The following is a 16,520-nucleotide window of genomic DNA, read 5'->3' as shown; positions in this document are numbered from 1 at the left end:
CCAGAGCGTGAATCACATCTCCGACAAAATGGGAATCCTAAATCCCCACAACCCCTAGAGCCAAGCGCGTGAAATCTGAAGCATTCTCCGTTCGTGTCGAGCGAAGTCGAGACTCTCTGGCGCTGTGTTATCCGTATCTCGACTTCGCTCGATACGAACGGAACTTGTGGTGCTAATTAAACGCGCGATGCTCTAAAATTCAAACTGGCAACGCCGCCGCGCGCGGGATGAACAGCTTGACCAGCAGCCCGCCCAGATCCTCGCTCTCCGCCAGTTCCACGTGCCCGCCGTAAAGCTCGACCACGTCGCGTACGATCGCGAGGCCCAGGCCTGTGCCCGGCTTGCCGGTATCGAGCCGGGCACCGCGATCGAAGATGCGGATGCGTTCGGCTTCGGGGATGCCCATGCCGTCATCCTCTACCCAAACCTCGCACAAGGCCGGGTCCGAGCCCGCGTCCACAGTGACGAACACGCTGCCGCCGCCGTACTTTGCGGCGTTCTCGATAAGGTTGCCCAGGATCTCCTCAAGGTCCTGCTTTTCCATCGCCACTTGCACGTCGCGGTTGCCGTCCAGATCGAAGCGCGCATGCTCGTAGAGCCGCTCCACCGCGCGCAGCACGGCTTCCAGACTGACCCACACGCTGGCGCGCGACATGCCGGCGGCGCGCCGCCCCACAGCCCGGGCGCGGGCCAGGTGGTGGTCCACCTGCCGGCGCATCACCGCCGTTTCGCGGATGACCGCGTCCGACAGGTCCGGCGCGCGGGCGGTGGCGGCGTTCATCAGCACGGTCAGCGGGGTCTTGAGCGCATGGGCAAGGTTGCCCGCGTGCGTGCGCGCCTCTTCCGCCTGCCGGTCGGTGTGCGCCAGCAGCGCGTTCAGTTCCTCGACCAGAGGGGCCACTTCGCGCGGCAGCGGGTCGGTCAGCCGGCTCGCACCGGTCTGGCGCATGCGGAAGATCGCCCGGCGGACATGGCGCAGCGGGAACAGGCCGTACCAGGTCTGCAATCCCGCCATCAGCAGCAGCCCGAAGCCGAGCGCGACGAAGCTGTAGACCAGGATCAGGCGAATCTTGCGGATCTGGTCGTTCAGGTCCTCGCGGCTGGCGGCAACGGTGAACATCCATTTCGTATCGCTGCCCGGCAGCATGATCGAGCGTTCCATGACGCGCAGCGGCTCACCGCTGAACTGGTCGCTATCGTAGACATGCGGGTTCGCGTCGAAGTGATCGAGCGGCGCATCGAGGCTGCGATCCCACAAGGAGCGTGACGGGAAGTCCTCGTGCCCCTTGCCCCTGATCTGCCAGTAAAGGCCCGAATTGGGCTCAAGGAAACGCTGGTCGCCCAGCGGCCTGACGAAAAACACCTCGCCATCGGGCCCGATTTCGGCCGAGCCGATCATGCCGGTCAGCATGTAGCCCAGTTGCTCATCGAAATTGCGGGTGATCATCGAGGTCAGCGTGCGATCGAGCGCCAGACCGCCGACCAGCAGCAGCACCGAAATCCAGCCCGCCGCGATCAGCATCATGCGCCGGCCGAGCGAGCCGGTGTGATCGTCGCGCCCGTGACCGGATGCGGCGTGGCCCGGCGCGCCTCCGGCCTCTTCGGCGGCCGGTGCGCCCGCCGTCACGTCAGCCGCGCGGTGCTTCGGCGGGATCGTCGAGGCTGTAGCCAAGGCCGCGGATGGTGGTGATGACATCGGCACCCAGCTTCTTGCGGATGCGGGTCACGAACACTTCGATGGTGTTCGAATCGCGATCGAAATCCTGATCGTAGATGTGCTCGATCAGTTCGGTGCGGCTGACGACCTTGCCCTTGTGGTGCATGAGATAGGACAGCAGCTTGTATTCCTGCGCCGTCAGCTTCACCGGCTCGCCGGCCAGCGTGACCCGCCCCGAACGGGTATCGAGCCGCACGTCGCCGGCGGTCAGTTCGCTGCTGGTATTGCCCGAAGCGCGGCGGATCAGCGCGCGCAGGCGGGCGATCAGTTCCTCGGTCTGGAACGGCTTGGCGAGGTAATCGTCAGCTCCGGCATCGAGCCCGGCCACCTTGTCCGACCAGCTATCGCGCGCGGTCAGCACCAGCACCGGGAAATGCCGGCCTTCGCGCCGCCACATGCCCAGCACGGTCAGGCCGTCGATCTCGGGCAGGCCGAGGTCGAGGATCACCGCGTCGTACTCCTCGGTCGAGCCGAGGAAGTGGCCGTCTTCGCCATCGGTTGACAGATCGACGGCATAGCCGTTCTGCTCCAGCGTCGTCTTGAGCTGGTTGCCGAGTGTCGGTTCGTCCTCGACGATCAGAATGCGCAAGGTCGGTCTCTCCCCGTTATGGATTGGGCCGTTTCAATTGCGCCTGACATGGTGGCAAAGCCCGCACCCGTCAAGCGAAGCCCCCATCAGTTGGAGCGCGAAAGGATGCGGCCGTTGCGGGCATCCACATCCACGTCCACCGCGCGGATGCCGTTGAGGAAGCGCAGCCGGTAGATGTTCTCGATCGGAAAATAGGTGAACCCGATATAGTTGTAGCCCTTCATCTTGGGCAGGACGACGCTCTCGATCTGGCCGATCTTCATGGCGCCACCGCTCTTGACGTTGCTGCGCGCGCTCGCCTGTTCGTTGCCCGGTTCGGCGAAAGCAGGCAGGACGGCAGTGGTGGCCGCCGCCAGGACGGCAAGCGTTGCGGCCAAGGCGGCGGGACGAAAGGCGGAAAGGCGGTTTTGCTGCGTCATCGTGCCTTAGGTGCCTAAGCCCGGCGCGTTGAACAAGCCGTGAATGCAGGCCGAAGGCGGCATTCAGGGCCGCGATGCCGGGGAATGCGTCGGCCAATACCAAGCCGCACGACCTGAACCCACGCCTTCCGATCGTCATTGCGAACCCGCGAGGCGGGTGAAGCCATCCAGGGCGGCACAAAACGCCCCTGGGTTGCCGCGCGACCTTCGGTCGCTCGCAACGATAAAGCGGAGCGGGATAAGGCACCTGGGCGAGAGTTGGTATCGACCGTCACGACACGCGCCCTTGCCGCATCCCCGCCCCCCCTGTAGGGCGCGCAGCCATGGCACTTGCACCGATCCTAAGCTGGGAAAGCCTGGGGCTCATCCAGAGCTCCGGCTGGCTGTTCCAGGACCTTGACCTGACCATCGCGCCGCGTGACCGGCTGGCGCTGATCGGCCGCAACGGCGCGGGCAAGTCCACCTTGCTGCGCCTCATCGCCGGCACTGTGGAGGCGGATCGCGGCATCCGTTCGGTCCAGCCCGGCACGCGGGTCGTCACGCTGGAGCAGGACCCGTTCTTCACCGGGTTCGATACCCTTCTCGATTTCGCCATCCACGGCGAGGATGCGCCGCCGCGCCACGAGGTGGAGGCGATCGCCGATCAGCTCGGCATCGATCTGTCGCGCGATGCGAACAGCGCCAGCGGCGGCGAGCGCCGCCGCGCCGCGCTGTGCCGGGCGCTGGCCTCCGAACCCGATCTGCTGCTGCTGGACGAGCCGACCAACCACCTCGATCTGGCGGCGATCGACTGGCTCGAAAGCTGGCTGCAACGCTACAACGGTGCCTTCGTGGTCATCAGCCACGATCGCACCTTCCTGACCCGGCTGACAAACGCCACCCTGTGGCTGGATCGCGGATCACTGCGCCGCCGCGAAGTCGGGTTCGGCGGCTATGAGGCGTGGGAAAACGAGGTCTACGCCGAGGAGGAGCGCGCCGCGCAGAAGCTGGACGCCAAGCTCAAGATCGAGGCGCACTGGCTGGAACGCGGCGTCACCGCCCGGCGCAAGCGCAATCAGGGGCGGCTGGCCAAGCTGTGGGAAATGCGGGCCCAGCGCGCGGCGATGATGGGGCCGCAGGGGGCCGCCAAGCTGGCGGTAGGGTCGGACGACAGCAAGACCAAATCGGTCATCGTCGCCGAACACGTCACCAAGCGCTTTGGCGAAGGCGATGCCCAGCGCACGATCATCAAGGACTTCAGCCTGCGCATCCAGCGCGGCGATCGCATCGGTGTGGTCGGGGCCAACGGCTCCGGCAAATCCACCCTGCTCAAGCTGCTGACCGGTGAACTGGAGCCCGATTCCGGGCGCATCGTGCTGGCCAACACCCTCAACAAAACCGTGATAGACCAGCAGCGCAGCCTGATGGCCCCGGACAAGCGCGTCCGCGATGTCATCGCCGAAGGGGGTGACTGGATCGACGTGCGCGGCGTGCGCAAGCATGTCCAGGGCTATCTGAAGGACTTCCTGTTCGATCCCGGCATGGTCGAGGTGAAGGTGGGGACGCTGTCGGGCGGGGAGCGCTCGCGGCTGTTGCTGGCGCGCGAATTCGCCCGCCTGTCCAACCTGCTGGTGCTGGACGAGCCGACCAACGACCTCGATCTCGAAACGCTCGACCTGCTGCAGGAAGTGATCGCCGATTACGACGGCACGGTCCTGATCGTCAGCCACGATCGCGATTTCCTCGATCGCACCGTCAACGTGACGCTAGGGCTCGACGGCTCGGGGCATATCGACGTGATCGCCGGCGGCTACGCCGACTGGGAGGCGAAGCGCCGGCAACGCACCACCCAAGGCCGCGCCGACAAGCCGAAAGGCGATGCCGCCGCGCCGGCTCCGGCCAAACCAAAGTCGACCAAGCTGTCCTACAAGGACCAGCGCGATTACGACCTGCTGCCGGCCCGGATCGAAGCCCTGGAAACGGACATCGCCCGCGACGAGGCGGCGCTGTCCGATCCCGACCTGTTCACCCGCGATGCCAGGAAGTTCGCCGCCCTCAGCGCCGCGATCGACAAGGCGCGCGCCGAGAAGGAGGCTGCGGAAGAGCGGTGGCTGGAACTGGCGGAGCAGGTCGAGGGGTAGGCTTCGAAAAATTGGGCACGCAGAGACGCGGAGAAAAGCCTTCACTCCACCGTCCCTCGCGGCGGAGCCGCAGTTTCGGTACCGCTTCATGAACGCCTGCGGTACCACAAACGACCATCTCTGCGCCTCCGCGTCTCCGCGTGATATCTTCCGACGTCTACGCCAGGTCGCGCGCGCGTCTCGACTTCGCTCGACACGAACGGAAACAGCAGCGTAGACTTGCCAAAACGAACGAACTGAACGAAAGTCTGAAAACCAAAACGGTTAAGGATCCACGCGATGATCAACCGCATCCGCGATATCCGCGTTCAGCAAGGGCTCACTCTCGCCGATGTCGCGGCGCGCTGTGAACCGGCGACGACGGCGCAGACGATCGGCCGGCTTGAAACCGGGATGCGCAACCTGTCGCTGGCATGGATGAACCGCATCGCCGCCGCGCTGGGGGTTGAGCCGGAGTTGCTGCTCAAAAGCGAAGGCGCACAGCCAGCCCGCATCGTCGCCACCCTTGATGACGGCGGCGCGGAGGCGCTGGCAAATCCGCGCGATGCGGTGCCGCCAACCGAGATCGGTGCGGGCGATGCCTGGCTGGTCGTCACGGTCAGCGGGCCTTGCGGCGAATATCGCGCCGGGGACCAGATCTGGCTGCGCCGCCATTCTCCCGAGCACGCGGGCCGGTTGATGAACCGCGATGTGCTGGTGCCCCGGCCGGGCGGGCGGTTCGGGTTCGGGCGGCTGATCGATGCGGATGGCCAGCGCGTCGCCCTGCTGCCGCCCGCCACCGGCAGGCCGCAGGTGGTGATCGACCATCCGGCCTGGATCGCCAGCGCTGACCTGCTCGTAAGGAACCTCTAACCCGGCGGGGATATTGCACCTCTCATGCGCGTTCTTTCCCTATCCACGCTGTTCCCCAACCCGGTCAAACCCAGCTTCGGCGTCTTCGTCGGCAACCAGATGCGCGCCGTCACCGCGCGCGGCGAGGTCGACCTGACCATGGTCAGCCCGCTCGGCATCCCGCCCTGGCCGCTCTCGCGCCGCGAGCCCTACGCTCGGCTCAAAGACCTGCCCCCGGCCAGCGATGCCGTCGGGCTCCTCGTCCACTATCCGCAATTCACGGTGATCCCCCGCGTTGGCGGTGACAGCAATCCCGGGCGCATCGCCGATGCGGTGCTGCCGCTGGTGCGCGGCCTTCACGCCGAGCAGCCGTTCGACCTGGTCGATGCGCAGTTCTTCTTCCCCGATGGCCCCGCCGCCGCCATCGTCGCGCGGGAACTCGGCCTGCCGCTGACGATCAAGTCTCGCGGGGCCGATATCCATTACTGGGGCAAGCGCCCGGCGGCGCTGCGCCAGATGCTGCAGGCGGCGGATCAGGCGGCGGGTCTGCTGGCGGTGAGCGAGGCGCTGAAGGCGGACATGATCGCGCTCGGCATGCCGCCGGATCGCATCTCGGTCCATTACACCGGGCTCGATCGCGAGGCCTTCCGCCCGGTCGAACGCGGCGCGGCGCGGGCGCTGGTCTCGGCCCTGCCCGATCTCAACATCGATCCCGATGGCCCGCTGCTGGTCACGCCCGGCGCGCTGATCCCGCGCAAGGGTCAGGCGCTGGTGATCGAAGCGTTGCACCGCCTGCCCGAAGCGCAACTGGCGCTGGCGGGGGCGGGAGAGGACCGGGCGCGGCTGGAAGCGCTGGCAGCGCGGCTGGGCGTCGCCGATCGCGTCCACTTCCTCGGCATCGTCAACCACGAACTGCTGCCCCACCTGCTGTGCGCCGCCGATGTGCTGGTGCTGCCCTCGGCCAGCGAGGGGCTGGCCAACGTGTGGGTGGAGGGGCTGGCCTGCGGCACCCCGATCGTTATCCCCGATATCGGCGGCGCGCGCGAAGTGGTGAAGGACGCCACCGCCGGCCGGCTGGTCGAACGCAACGCCGCCGCGATTGCCGAAGGTGTGGCCGAACTGCTCGCCGATCCGCCCACCCAGGAACAGGTCGCCGCCAATGCCGCCCGCTTCAGTTGGGGCGTCAATGCCGAGAATATCGTGCGATTCTGGGGCGAAGTGCTAGGCGTGGATGGCGACAGCCCACGCCGCTGCGATTAAATTCTGCGGCCTTACCCGCTATAGAACCGCGCGTTTAATCAGCATCCAATGTTCCGTTCGTGTCGAGCGCGCGCTGCTTGGGCCGCAGCGGGGTGGGCCACCCGTGCCCCCCCCCCGCTCACGGCCGCGCCGAGCGCTCCCGTGCCAGGCGTTCCTGCCGGTCGATCTCACTCTCGGTCTTGACGAAACTGTCGCCGCTGACGCCCAGCCAGATGAGGATCGGCGCGGCCATGTAGATCGACGAGTAGGTGCCGACGAAGATGCCCAGCGTGATCGCGGCGACCATGCCGAACAGGCTTTCCGGCCCGAACAGCAGCAGCGGGATCAGCGCCACCAGCATTGATGCCGATGTCATCACCGTGCGCGCCAGCGTTTCGTTGACCGACATGTCGAGCAGTTCGGGCAGCGGCATCTTGCGGAACTTTTTCAGATCCTCGCGAATGCGGTCATAGACGACGATGGTGTCGTTCAACGAATAGCCGATCAGCGCCAGCAGCGCGGCAATGATCTGCAGGCTGAACTCCATCTGGAACAGCGCGAACATGCCCAGCGTCAGCGATACGTCGTGGAACAGCGAGAACAGCGCACCGACGCCGAACTGCCATTCGAAGCGGATCCAGATGTAGATCGAGATCGCCACCATCGCCGCCAGCAGCGCGTAGATCGCCTTGTCGCGGAACTCGCTCGAAACCTTGCCCGAAACCGTATCGACGCCATCGATGCGCACTTCGGGATGCGCGGCCTTGATAGTGGACGTGATCTTCTTGGCGATCGCCTGCGCCGCGCCGGGATTGCTTTCCGCCTCCGGGGGGAGCTTGGTGCGGATCGACACTTCGTTCGGCTTGCCGAAACGCTGGATCACCGGTTCGCCATAGCCCAGCTTGCCCACCTCTTCGCGAAGCGCCGCTACCGGCGCTTCGGCATCGCCGACGAAGGTGGCGGTGATTTCCTGGCCGCCGGCGAAATCGACGCCGTAGTTCAGGCCTTTGACCATCACCAGCGTCCAGCTTGCGACGACCAGCACGAGGCTGACCGCGTAGAACGGCACCCGCCAGCGCAGGAAATGGATGTTGGTATTGTCCGGGATGAGCTTGAGAAGACGCATATCGGCTCTCCCTTACACGTTCAGTTCGGTCGGCCGCGCGCGGCGCAGCCAATCGGCGACCCACATGCGGGTCAGGGTGACGCCGGTGAACACCGAAGTGAACAGGCCGATGATGAGAACCACCGCAAAACCGCGCACCGGGCCTGAGCCGAAGGCGAACAGCAGTACACCGGCGATCGCGTTGGTGACGTTGGCGTCATAGATGGCGCGGCTGGCTTCCTTGTAGCCGTTCTCCACCGCCGACACGACCCGCCGGCCTTTCTTGCGTTCTTCTCTCATGCGCTCGTAGATCAGCACGTTCGCGTCCACCGCCGCGCCGATCGTCAGCACGAAACCGCCGATACCCGGCAGCGTCAGCGTGGTGCCCATCAGCGCCATGATCCCCAGGATCATCAGCACGTTGAACACCAGCGCGATCGTCGCATAGATGCCGAAGCGGCCATAGGTCAGCACCATCAGCGCCACCACCAACAGCGAGCCGATGGTCATCGCGATCAGGCCCTTGCGGATCGAATCCGCACCAAGGTCGGGCCCGACGGTGCGTTCCTCGATCACCGTGAGGTCCACCGGCAGCGCGCCCGAACGCAGCGCGATCGCCAGTTGGGTGGCGCTTTGCACCGAGAAGCTGCCGGAAATCTGGGCGCTGCCGCCCAGGATCGGCTCGTTGATGCTGGGGGCCGAAAGCACCTTGCCGTCCAGGATGATGGCGAAGCGCTTGCCCACGTTCTCGCTGGTCAACTGCGCGAACTTCTCGCCCCCGGCCTGGTTGAAGGTGATCGAGACGACCGGCTGGTTGCTGTTGTGCTCGAAGCCCTGCTTGGCATCAGTGAGCTGATCGCCCTTGATGCCGCCGAGCCGCTTCACCGCGATCTTCGGAGCGGCCGCACCGCCGGCCGCCGGCGCATCGGCATAAGGCAGGATCTCGTCGCCCGGGGGGACGATCCCGGCGACGATATCGGCGGGGGACGCCGCATCGTCGACCATCTTGAATTCAAGCTTGGCGGTCTGGCCCAGCAGGCTCTTGAGCGCCTGCGGGTCCTGAAGCCCCGGAACCTGAACGACGATGCGGTTCTGGCCCTGGCGGATGATGGTGGGTTCGCGCGTCCCCAGCGCGTCGATGCGTTTGCGCACCACTTCGATCGCGGTGTCCATTGCCGCGGAGATAGCCTGATCCACCCCTTCCTTGGTGGGGGTGAGCACGAACTGGCTGCCGTTCTGGACCTGGATATCCCAATCCCTCTGGCCCGTCAGCCCGGCCCCGCTGGTCAGCGGCAGGATCGCCTCGCGCGCGGCATCGACCTGGCCGGGGTCCTTGAGCATGAAGGTCAGGTGGCCGTTGGCGCTCGACACGTCGCCGATCTGGATCGTCGGGGTAGCCTGCTTGAGCCGGGCACGGACGCTTTCGTCCATCGCCTCGATGCGCTGCTGGGCAACCTGCTTCTCATCCGCTTCGAGCAGGATGTGGCTGCCGCCGGCAAGATCGAGCCCGAGGTTGATCTTGGGATCGGGCAGCGCCGCGGGCCACGACAGCCCGGATACCGAGAACAGCGAAGGCAGCGCGCACACGCACAGCGCCAGCGTCAGCCCCCACAGCCAGATCTTCTTCCAGAGCGAGAATTCAAGCATCGCCTAAGGCTTTCTGTATTCCGCCACAGGGGCAACCGGGCGCATCGTCCCTGCCCTGCCGCGCGGGGTATCCGGCGGTTCAGTCGTTCGCGGGCTTCGAGCCGGCGGGCGGGATCACGTCGGAGATGGTGCTCTTCAGCGCCTTGACCCGCACGCCCTGCGCCAGTTCGACCTCGGCGTAGTTTTCATCCACCTTGATGACCCTGCCGATCAGGCCGCCACCGGTCAGCACCTCATCGCCCTTCTTGAGCGCTTCGAGCTTGGCCTTGTGATCCTTCTGCTGCTTCATCTGCGGGCGCAGGATGAGGAAGAAGAAGATCACGCCCATCGCCAGCAGCGGCGCGAACTGCACCCAGGCCGGCGGCGAGCCGGCGGAGGCGGAAGCAAGAATCGAAAGGGTGGAGGATGCCATGAACTTCAAATGCCTTTTCGTGATCCGTTGCGCGGGGACGCATCGCCGGACGGGCCGATGCCCGGTTATCGATGAAGCTGCCATCGATCAACCGCACCTGTTCGACCCGCGCCTGCGAACAGCAGCCACGCGGTTTGCGCGCGGTTAGCAATAAAGCGGGATGCTGGCAACGCGCGCGGGGTCGATGCGTGCCACCGCGCAACGCTTCGTCAACATTACCCCTGCCGAAAATAGCGCCACCCGACGCTTGCATCCCCGCGACGAGGTGCCTATAGGCCGCGCTCCGGTCGGGACGTAGCGCAGCCTGGTAGCGCATCACACTGGGGGTGTGGGGGTCGGAGGTTCGAATCCTCTCGTCCCGACCAATATTTCCAAAATTTGCAATGGGTTATGCGGGCAGCGATAGCTGCCCGTTTCCATATGTATGCCACGCAAAAGCATGCCATAAGATTCCTGGCCCAGTTTTCATTGGAACAAATAGAGAACTTATGCGATATCACGGTATGGATTGAGAAAGCCGCTGCACAGATGCGACCGACGCGATACACACGGTCCGAGGGAGACAGATTCGTGCAAGAACTGCCGACATTCTACGAATTCTTCGCAGGTGGCGGAATGGCACGGGCGGGCCTGGGCGATGGTTGGCGCTGCGTTTTCGCCAATGACTTTGACGCCAAAAAAGGTCTTTCATATCAAGCGAATTGGGGCACCGACGGAGAACTGAAAGTCGGGGACGTCAACCTTGTCCGCCCCGCCGATTTGCCCGGCCGCGCCGATCTCGTGTGGGGATCATTCCCGTGCCAAGACCTTTCGCTTGCCGGTGGCGGCGCAGGTCTGCAAGGTAACAGGTCGGGGACCTTCTATCCCTTCTGGAACGTCATCAAGGGTCTGATTGCTGATGGCCGCGCGCCCAAACTCATAGCGCTGGAAAACGTCTGCGGCACACTGACCTCGCACGATGGCAAAGACTTCCGAGCCATCTGCCATACTTTGACTGCTTCGGGCTATCGCGTCGGTGCGCTGGTAATCGACGCTTCGCTATTCGTGCCCCAGTCTCGGCCCCGGCTGTTTGTGATCGGTGTCCATCGTGAGGTTGAAATCGACCCTGCACTCCTCGCACCGGGTCCGATTGAGCCTTTTCATACTCGTCGGCTTTGCAGCGCCGCGAATAGCTTGGACCAGGCTTCCCGAGATTCTTGGCTGTGGTGGAACATTCCGACCCCACCGCGTCGCAACTCCACGTTCGCCGACATTATCGAGGAAAACCCGGCGAGCGTAGTTTGGCATTCACATGCCGAAACTCAGCGACTTGTCAGTCTCATGTCGCCTATCAACCTTGCGAAAGTGACAGCCGCTAAACGCGCCAAGCGCAGGATGGTCGGCGGCGTGTATCGGCGAACCAGATTGAACGAGAATGGCGTGAAAGTTCAACGTGCCGAAGTTCGGTTCGACGATATAGCTGGCTGCCTTCGCACGCCGAGTGGCGGGTCGAGCCGGCAGACCATTGTTGTCATAGACGGCAACACAGTCCGCTCTCGCCTAATCTCGGCACGCGAGACAGCACGACTTATGGGGCTTCCTGACGAATACGTACTGCCCAAGAACTATAATGAAGCCTATCACCTTACAGGAGATGGCGTCGCTGTGCCGGTCGTTCGCCACATCGCAACCAATCTATTTGAGCCGTTACTCGGCATTTCCTCCGTGCAAGATTCTGCGATGGCGGGAAAACGTCGCGCCTGATAGCCATCGGGTATGCCAGACCGCGACCCTGATTCTATTAACTTTCCGCCGTTTGAAACTGAAGACCTGCGGACTAATCTCACTCGCTTCCTCGACACGGACTTTAGCGACCCAGCAGGTGGCACACGAAAGATCGGGAACTACAAGTGGGGCGTTTACGCCTTCTTCGATTACGATGGCGAGCCGATCTATGTTGGGCAGACCAACGAAATGCTTCGGACACGCATTCGCCGGCACCTGACGAACCAGCGCACGGACGCCGTTGCTATGTCGGTCCTCGACCCGTTCGAGGTGTATGAAATTGAAGTGTGGCCCCTTCCCGACCTACAGGGAGTTTCCAAGCCACGAGAACGAAGCGGGGATCGCTGGGATGCATGGCTTGCCGCCATCGATAAGCTGAATGCGCTTGAACGCATCGTCTACGACCGCGCCATCGAGGCGAGCGAGTTTCATGCCGTTCTCAACGAGAAAGACCCGCCGCGAGCGAAAACATCACTCACCCTTCCACCGTCGATGCGAGCCTGCGTGGTCTCACCAGAGGTTTATGCGATCAGGTCGCACCCTGACTTTCGCAATGCGCGCCGGGCGCTGATCATTTCCCGGCTTGCGCAAGTTATCTCAGAGCGGAAGGTGCAAGGCGGCTTGCGCCGCGTTCTCCTGACGCAAGCAAAGCGCCTCCAATGGCTAGCTGAGCGCCGCTATAACGCGCTTGGCGGTGCAGCCTCGGTGGAGCGGGAAGGTGACGACGAAGACTCCTGACCCTGTGCGCTCGCGCAACGGCACCATGCATCCTGGAACCAGTTGACGATGACGGGCGACCGCCAGGTGCCTTCCGCGCCCCTACCTCAACCGCATCACTCGACTTCCTCAACCGGCGGCAGCCCAGCGGAAAAGTCCCGGGTGAAGCCGACGATGCTCAGCGCGTCGGGGAACGAGGGGCGGGTGAAGGCGTGGCAGACGCCTTCGCGCGAGTGTTCCACGCCGACGGCGATGCCGGGGTCGCCGTCGACCCGCCAGCGCCGGCCGCGCGCGACGAAGAAGGCGATCTGGGTCATGCGCCAGTCATCCGCCTCCCGCCCGGCATAGGTTTCATCGACCCAGCGGCCGAAGCCCCCGAACATCGCCCTTCCCGCCAGGGCCGCCGGAGCGGTGATGACCATCGCTTCAAGGTCGAGGGCGAGGCGGACCACGCCGTTGGTCGTCATCGTCAGGTGCTGTCGGTCAGCAGCGTCGGCGTCGGTGATCGCGAATTCGGTGATGAAATCCGGCTCGCCCCGCTCCAGCGCGCCAAGCACCCAACTGGCGGCATCGCGCAAATGCGTGCAATGGCGGCTCATCGCCGCCTGGCGCAGGGTCTGCGCCGCGCCGACCAACGGCAGGCCGACGAGGTCTTGCAAGGCGGCGATCGCGCCGGGACACGTGGTATTGGGATGACGGGCCATCGCGCCATCGACAGCGGCCACCCTGCCCGCTTCGACCCGGATGACCACCTGCATGTCATGGAACACGTCGAGCAGGTGCATCCGCGCCGTGACACCGCCCGGCCCCGCCTTCACCCGATACGTCAGGCGGCGACGGAATGTCCCGCTGCCGTAATCGGGATTGAGCGGTCTGGGCAGATCCGGAACGACCTTGGTTCTCCCTGGCAGCGGCATGATGCCTGCTGCTGCCGATCCTTGCGCCACCGGACCGGGCGCGTCAATCCGTCCGGCTGAATTAATGAGCCAACCTCAACAACAGAGCGGGGCGCGGCCCTGCCGCACCCCGTCCCGTTCACGTCAGTCGTCGTCAGGTCAGAACTTGACCGCGACGCCGGCCAGACCCTGGCTGCTGTCGATGCCGCCGTTGCGTTCCAGCGAGTACTGGAAATCGAAACGGATGGCATTGCTGGCCTTGATCGACAGGCGTCCGCCGGCTTCGAAACCGTCCTTGTCGACGTCCACGCTCGACACCGCCCACTGGGCCGCCCCCAGCGATGCCACGCGCACGGCGGTCGGGTCCTTGAGTTCGTGCTTCCAGTTGCCGAACACTTGCGCCTCGACCGGGTTGCCGACGCCGACCGCGAGTTCCGCACCCAGCTTGGTGCGGGCCGATGTCCACTTGTCCTTGCCGAAGGCGAGGCCGGTGGTGGCCGAACCGGTTTCAGTCAGGCCATCGGCCGAGCTGCGCGCCCATTCGATGCCCGCGACCGGGCGCAGCACGGTGCGCTTGCCCACTTCGAGGTTGTACTGCGCTTCGAGCGCCGCGCCCCAGGTCTCGACGTGATAGCTCGACTTGTTGGTCTGCCCGCCGGTGGTGAGGTTGACAGTGCGGGTGGTATCGACGCTCGCCTTGTCATAGCCGGCGCGCGCGCCGATCGACAGCGGGCCGAACGCCTTCGAGCCGTAGATAAAGCCCGACACCGTATCGAAATCGGCCGAGCCGCCGTTGCGATCGTTGATCTTGCCATCGGTGAAGCCGCCGCCGAAGCCGAGGCGGGTGCCGTTGGTGTTGATCACGCTGGCACCGGCGATCAGCCCGCGCCCGGTCTGGCGATAGCCGTTCGACTGGCCATCGGCATCGGCACTGTTGCGCAGGCCGATGAACTGGCCCCACACCGTCGCGCCCTTGCTGGACGTGGTGACGCCGCACTCCTCACCCGAAGGCGCGGTTTCGCCGGAGAACGGCCCCATGCTCTGCTGCTCGGGCGTGCAACCCCAGGGACGCATCGCCTGGTTCAGGACGATGCCGCCGAAGCTGCGCGCGCTGTCGCGGGCCGCCTGCAGCGCGTCGGCGTGGATTTCACCGCTCAACTGCGAGAAGGCGGCACCATAACCGTCGCTGGTCAGGCCATAGAGGCCGTCATACAGGTTGTAGCCCGCACCGCTGCGCGCGCCCGCAGTCGGCCGCAGGACCGAAAGCCCACCAGCGGCGCGGATCGCGTTGCCGCTCCACCCGTTGTCCGCGCCCCATGCGGCCATGTTGATCGGGGTAACGGCGAGCGCCACCGAGGTCGGTCGATAGAGCACGTCGAAGCGGGTGTTCGCGGCCAGCCCGGTGGCGGGCTGGGTGACGGAGTCGAAGGCACCTGCGTTGATCGTACCACCGGTGACAATCGCAAAGGTATCGCCGACGGTCGGGGTGAAGGTATTGGTCGCATCGCCAGTGATGCCACGCAGCGTGGGTGCCAGGATGCCGTTTGGGGTGAACGTGGCACCGGTCATCAGCACCACGCGGTCATACGAGCCCGCGCCGCCGGCAACGGTGTAATTTCTGCCGTCGACATCGACGTCGAAAGTAGCAGCGTCGTCCAGCGTCACGTCGCCGCCGACCACCACCAGCGTGCCGGGGCTGTTGCCCGGCGCGAGGCGGCTGCCCGCCCCGATGTGAATGTCGGCCGCGATCGAGCCCCGCCCGCCCAGCACGCCGCCGTTGATGACGTTGACATTGGAGGTGATGAGCGAGGAGTTGATCAGCAGCGTCGAACCATCGACGGTGATACCGCTATCGATGATCCACGGCGCAACCGTCACGTTCAGCACGCCGAGGCCCGAAACATAGATCGAACCCGTACCGGTCAGCCCGCCGGAGAACGTGCCGCGACGACCGTTGAGATCGAACGAGCCGCCCTGCGACAGAACCGTGAACGACAGCGGCATTACGAATTCGTCCTGATCGAACTGGATCTTGCCGCCGACGAAGTTCGGGTTGACGACCTGGTTGATCAGATCGGTGATCGTGTAGAACGGCACGGAAGGATCGATATCGTGCGTGCCGCCGATCGGGATCAGCACGTCCGAACCGCGCGTGATGTCGGTATTGGGATCGAAATCGACGTCGGCGTTGGGCGTCGGAATCGCGTTACCGAAGGTGTCGACATAGACGTAGCCGCGGTGGCCGCCATAGGGGCAGTCGAGCGCGATGAAGATCATCTCGTAGTCATGGCCGTTGACCATGTCGATGTCCTCGACCTTCCAGTCGCTGGTGACGTAGTTGCCGGCCTGGCGGAAGATCGTCGTCTGCTGCGCGGTATAGGCGCTGTACGAGATGTAGTTGATAGTGGTGCCGGTGGTCTTGTCGGTCACCTTGATGATGAACGAGGGACTGTCGGTCGCCCCGTGCGAGGGTTCGAGCACCGCATTCCACGAGTAGTACAGCTTGTTGCCGAGGTAGTTGTTGACGCTCTGCGACATGGCGGTGATCGAATAGTCGTTGTTCAGATCGTTCAGCCGCATCGAATGCTGGCCGGCAAACACCACCGCCGCACCGGTATTGGGATCGAAGTTGCCGGCATTCTGGATTTCCCACTGGGTGGCGGGACCGTTGTAATCGGTCACTGGCGGCGGCCAGCTCGGCAGGCCGGTGCTGGGATCGGTGGAGTGCCAATAGCCGCCCGTCAGCGTCCAGCCGGTGGCGTCACCGGTTTCGAAACCGTCGTTGTCGAAGGTGTCGGCATGGGCTGGTGCGGCGGCAAGGGCAATCCCCATAGCCACCGTGCTGGCCGCGATGGCCCGCACAGCCGTGGCGGACGCAAATTTCCGGAACATAAAACCCCCTCATGTTGGTACTGGCAATTTCACGCCCGCCATAGACGCGGGTGAAGCGCTTAAACACTGAGCAAAGTCGTCATCATCATGACAACTTCCGTTAGGGGATACGTAGAACGGAACTGCACGAGAGTTCCTGTAAAAATGCGACAATCCGCTGTAAATCGACGAA

The 16,520-nt window shown here is 64.6% G+C and carries 13 protein-coding genes and 1 tRNA gene; 6 read left to right on the top strand and 8 right to left on the bottom strand.

Features of this window, described 5'->3' with window-relative positions; genetic code table 11:
• Positions 1–199 precede the first annotated feature (199 nt).
• The 3 genes from IE122_RS16210 to IE122_RS16200 all read right to left on the bottom strand — a co-directional run bounded on the left by IE122_RS16210 (position 200) and on the right by IE122_RS16200 (position 2,725).
• On the bottom strand, positions 200–1,525 hold the full coding sequence (locus tag IE122_RS16210) for a sensor histidine kinase (RefSeq protein WP_229814297.1): 1,326 nt from the start codon (positions 1,523–1,525) through the stop codon (positions 200–202).
• Between the two features lie 103 nt (positions 1,526–1,628).
• The gene (locus IE122_RS16205; protein WP_189622296.1) at positions 1,629–2,306 is read right to left on the bottom strand and encodes a response regulator transcription factor; all 678 of its coding nucleotides are present in this window, start codon (positions 2,304–2,306) and stop codon (positions 1,629–1,631) included.
• Between the two features lie 86 nt (positions 2,307–2,392).
• Complete coding sequence (locus IE122_RS16200) at positions 2,393–2,725, bottom strand: hypothetical protein (protein WP_189622295.1); 333 nt, start codon at positions 2,723–2,725, stop codon at positions 2,393–2,395.
• Positions 2,726–3,048: 323 nt separating this feature from the next.
• Here IE122_RS16200 and IE122_RS16195 point away from each other — a divergent pair, with 323 nt between their 5' ends.
• From IE122_RS16195 to IE122_RS16185, 3 genes are all read left to right on the top strand, one after another.
• Positions 3,049–4,845 (top strand): ABC-F family ATP-binding cassette domain-containing protein, encoded by a 1,797-nt coding sequence (locus IE122_RS16195; protein ID WP_189622294.1) that lies wholly within the window; start codon positions 3,049–3,051, stop codon positions 4,843–4,845.
• Positions 4,846–5,124: 279 nt separating this feature from the next.
• Positions 5,125–5,697 carry a helix-turn-helix domain-containing protein gene (locus IE122_RS16190; protein ID WP_189622293.1) on the top strand — a complete coding sequence of 191 codons (573 nt, stop codon included), beginning with the start codon at positions 5,125–5,127 and terminating at the stop codon, positions 5,695–5,697.
• A gap of 24 nt (positions 5,698–5,721) precedes the next feature.
• Positions 5,722–6,936 carry a glycosyltransferase gene (locus IE122_RS16185; RefSeq protein WP_189622292.1) on the top strand — a complete coding sequence of 405 codons (1,215 nt, stop codon included), beginning with the start codon at positions 5,722–5,724 and terminating at the stop codon, positions 6,934–6,936.
• A 118-nt stretch (positions 6,937–7,054) separates the two neighbouring features.
• Here the strand turns inward: IE122_RS16185 and secF are convergent, their stop codons facing one another.
• From secF to yajC, 3 genes are all read right to left on the bottom strand, one after another.
• On the bottom strand, positions 7,055–8,041 hold the full coding sequence (gene secF / locus IE122_RS16180; RefSeq protein ID WP_189622291.1) for a protein translocase subunit SecF: 987 nt from the start codon (positions 8,039–8,041) through the stop codon (positions 7,055–7,057).
• A gap of 12 nt (positions 8,042–8,053) precedes the next feature.
• Complete coding sequence (gene secD / locus IE122_RS16175; protein ID WP_189622290.1) at positions 8,054–9,667, bottom strand: protein translocase subunit SecD; 1,614 nt, start codon at positions 9,665–9,667, stop codon at positions 8,054–8,056.
• A gap of 79 nt (positions 9,668–9,746) precedes the next feature.
• Positions 9,747–10,079: a preprotein translocase subunit YajC gene (gene yajC, locus IE122_RS16170; protein ID WP_189622289.1), complete on the bottom strand. Its 333-nt coding sequence runs from the start codon at positions 10,077–10,079 to the stop codon at positions 9,747–9,749.
• A gap of 288 nt (positions 10,080–10,367) precedes the next feature.
• Here yajC and IE122_RS16165 point away from each other — a divergent pair.
• From IE122_RS16165 to IE122_RS16155, 3 genes are all read left to right on the top strand, one after another.
• A tRNA-Pro gene (locus IE122_RS16165) sits at positions 10,368–10,444 on the top strand.
• A gap of 205 nt (positions 10,445–10,649) precedes the next feature.
• Positions 10,650–11,822 (top strand): DNA cytosine methyltransferase, encoded by a 1,173-nt coding sequence (locus IE122_RS16160; RefSeq protein WP_189622288.1) that lies wholly within the window; start codon positions 10,650–10,652, stop codon positions 11,820–11,822.
• A 12-nt stretch (positions 11,823–11,834) separates the two neighbouring features.
• Positions 11,835–12,581 (top strand): GIY-YIG nuclease family protein, encoded by a 747-nt coding sequence (locus tag IE122_RS16155; RefSeq protein WP_189622287.1) that lies wholly within the window; start codon positions 11,835–11,837, stop codon positions 12,579–12,581.
• Positions 12,582–12,676: 95 nt separating this feature from the next.
• Here the strand turns inward: IE122_RS16155 and IE122_RS16150 are convergent, their stop codons facing one another.
• Entirely contained in the window at positions 12,677–13,507 is an 831-nt protein-coding gene (locus IE122_RS16150) for a DUF2889 domain-containing protein (RefSeq protein WP_229814295.1), read from the bottom strand.
• 108 nt (positions 13,508–13,615) lie between these two features.
• The gene (locus tag IE122_RS16145; protein WP_189622285.1) at positions 13,616–16,348 is read right to left on the bottom strand and encodes an autotransporter family protein; all 2,733 of its coding nucleotides are present in this window, start codon (positions 16,346–16,348) and stop codon (positions 13,616–13,618) included.
• Positions 16,349–16,520: the final 172 nt, after the last annotated feature.

The organism is Novosphingobium colocasiae (assembly GCF_014652555.1).
Taxonomy (GTDB): domain Bacteria; phylum Pseudomonadota; class Alphaproteobacteria; order Sphingomonadales; family Sphingomonadaceae; genus Novosphingobium; species Novosphingobium colocasiae.
The sequence above is the reverse complement of the archived record's forward strand: the minus strand, read 5'-3'. Positions and strand labels throughout refer to the sequence as shown.

What these genes read in the sequence shown, in the direction of transcription:
- secD (WP_189622290.1), bottom strand. Translation starts at nt 9,667, where the DNA reads ATGCTTGAATTCTCGCTCTGGAAGAAGATCTGGCTGTGGGGGCTGACG.
- yajC (WP_189622289.1), bottom strand. Translation starts at nt 10,079, where the DNA reads ATGGCATCCTCCACCCTTTCGATTCTTGCTTCCGCCTCCGCCGGCTCG.
- IE122_RS16155 (WP_189622287.1), top strand. Translation starts at nt 11,835, where the DNA reads ATGCCAGACCGCGACCCTGATTCTATTAACTTTCCGCCGTTTGAAACT.
- IE122_RS16185 (WP_189622292.1), top strand. Translation starts at nt 5,722, where the DNA reads ATGCGCGTTCTTTCCCTATCCACGCTGTTCCCCAACCCGGTCAAACCC.
- IE122_RS16200 (WP_189622295.1), bottom strand. Translation starts at nt 2,725, where the DNA reads ATGACGCAGCAAAACCGCCTTTCCGCCTTTCGTCCCGCCGCCTTGGCC.
- secF (WP_189622291.1), bottom strand. Translation starts at nt 8,041, where the DNA reads ATGCGTCTTCTCAAGCTCATCCCGGACAATACCAACATCCATTTCCTG.
- IE122_RS16190 (WP_189622293.1), top strand. Translation starts at nt 5,125, where the DNA reads ATGATCAACCGCATCCGCGATATCCGCGTTCAGCAAGGGCTCACTCTC.
- IE122_RS16195 (WP_189622294.1), top strand. Translation starts at nt 3,049, where the DNA reads ATGGCACTTGCACCGATCCTAAGCTGGGAAAGCCTGGGGCTCATCCAG.
- IE122_RS16145 (WP_189622285.1), bottom strand. Translation starts at nt 16,348, where the DNA reads ATGTTCCGGAAATTTGCGTCCGCCACGGCTGTGCGGGCCATCGCGGCC.
- IE122_RS16210 (WP_229814297.1), bottom strand. Translation starts at nt 1,525, where the DNA reads ATGATGCTGATCGCGGCGGGCTGGATTTCGGTGCTGCTGCTGGTCGGC.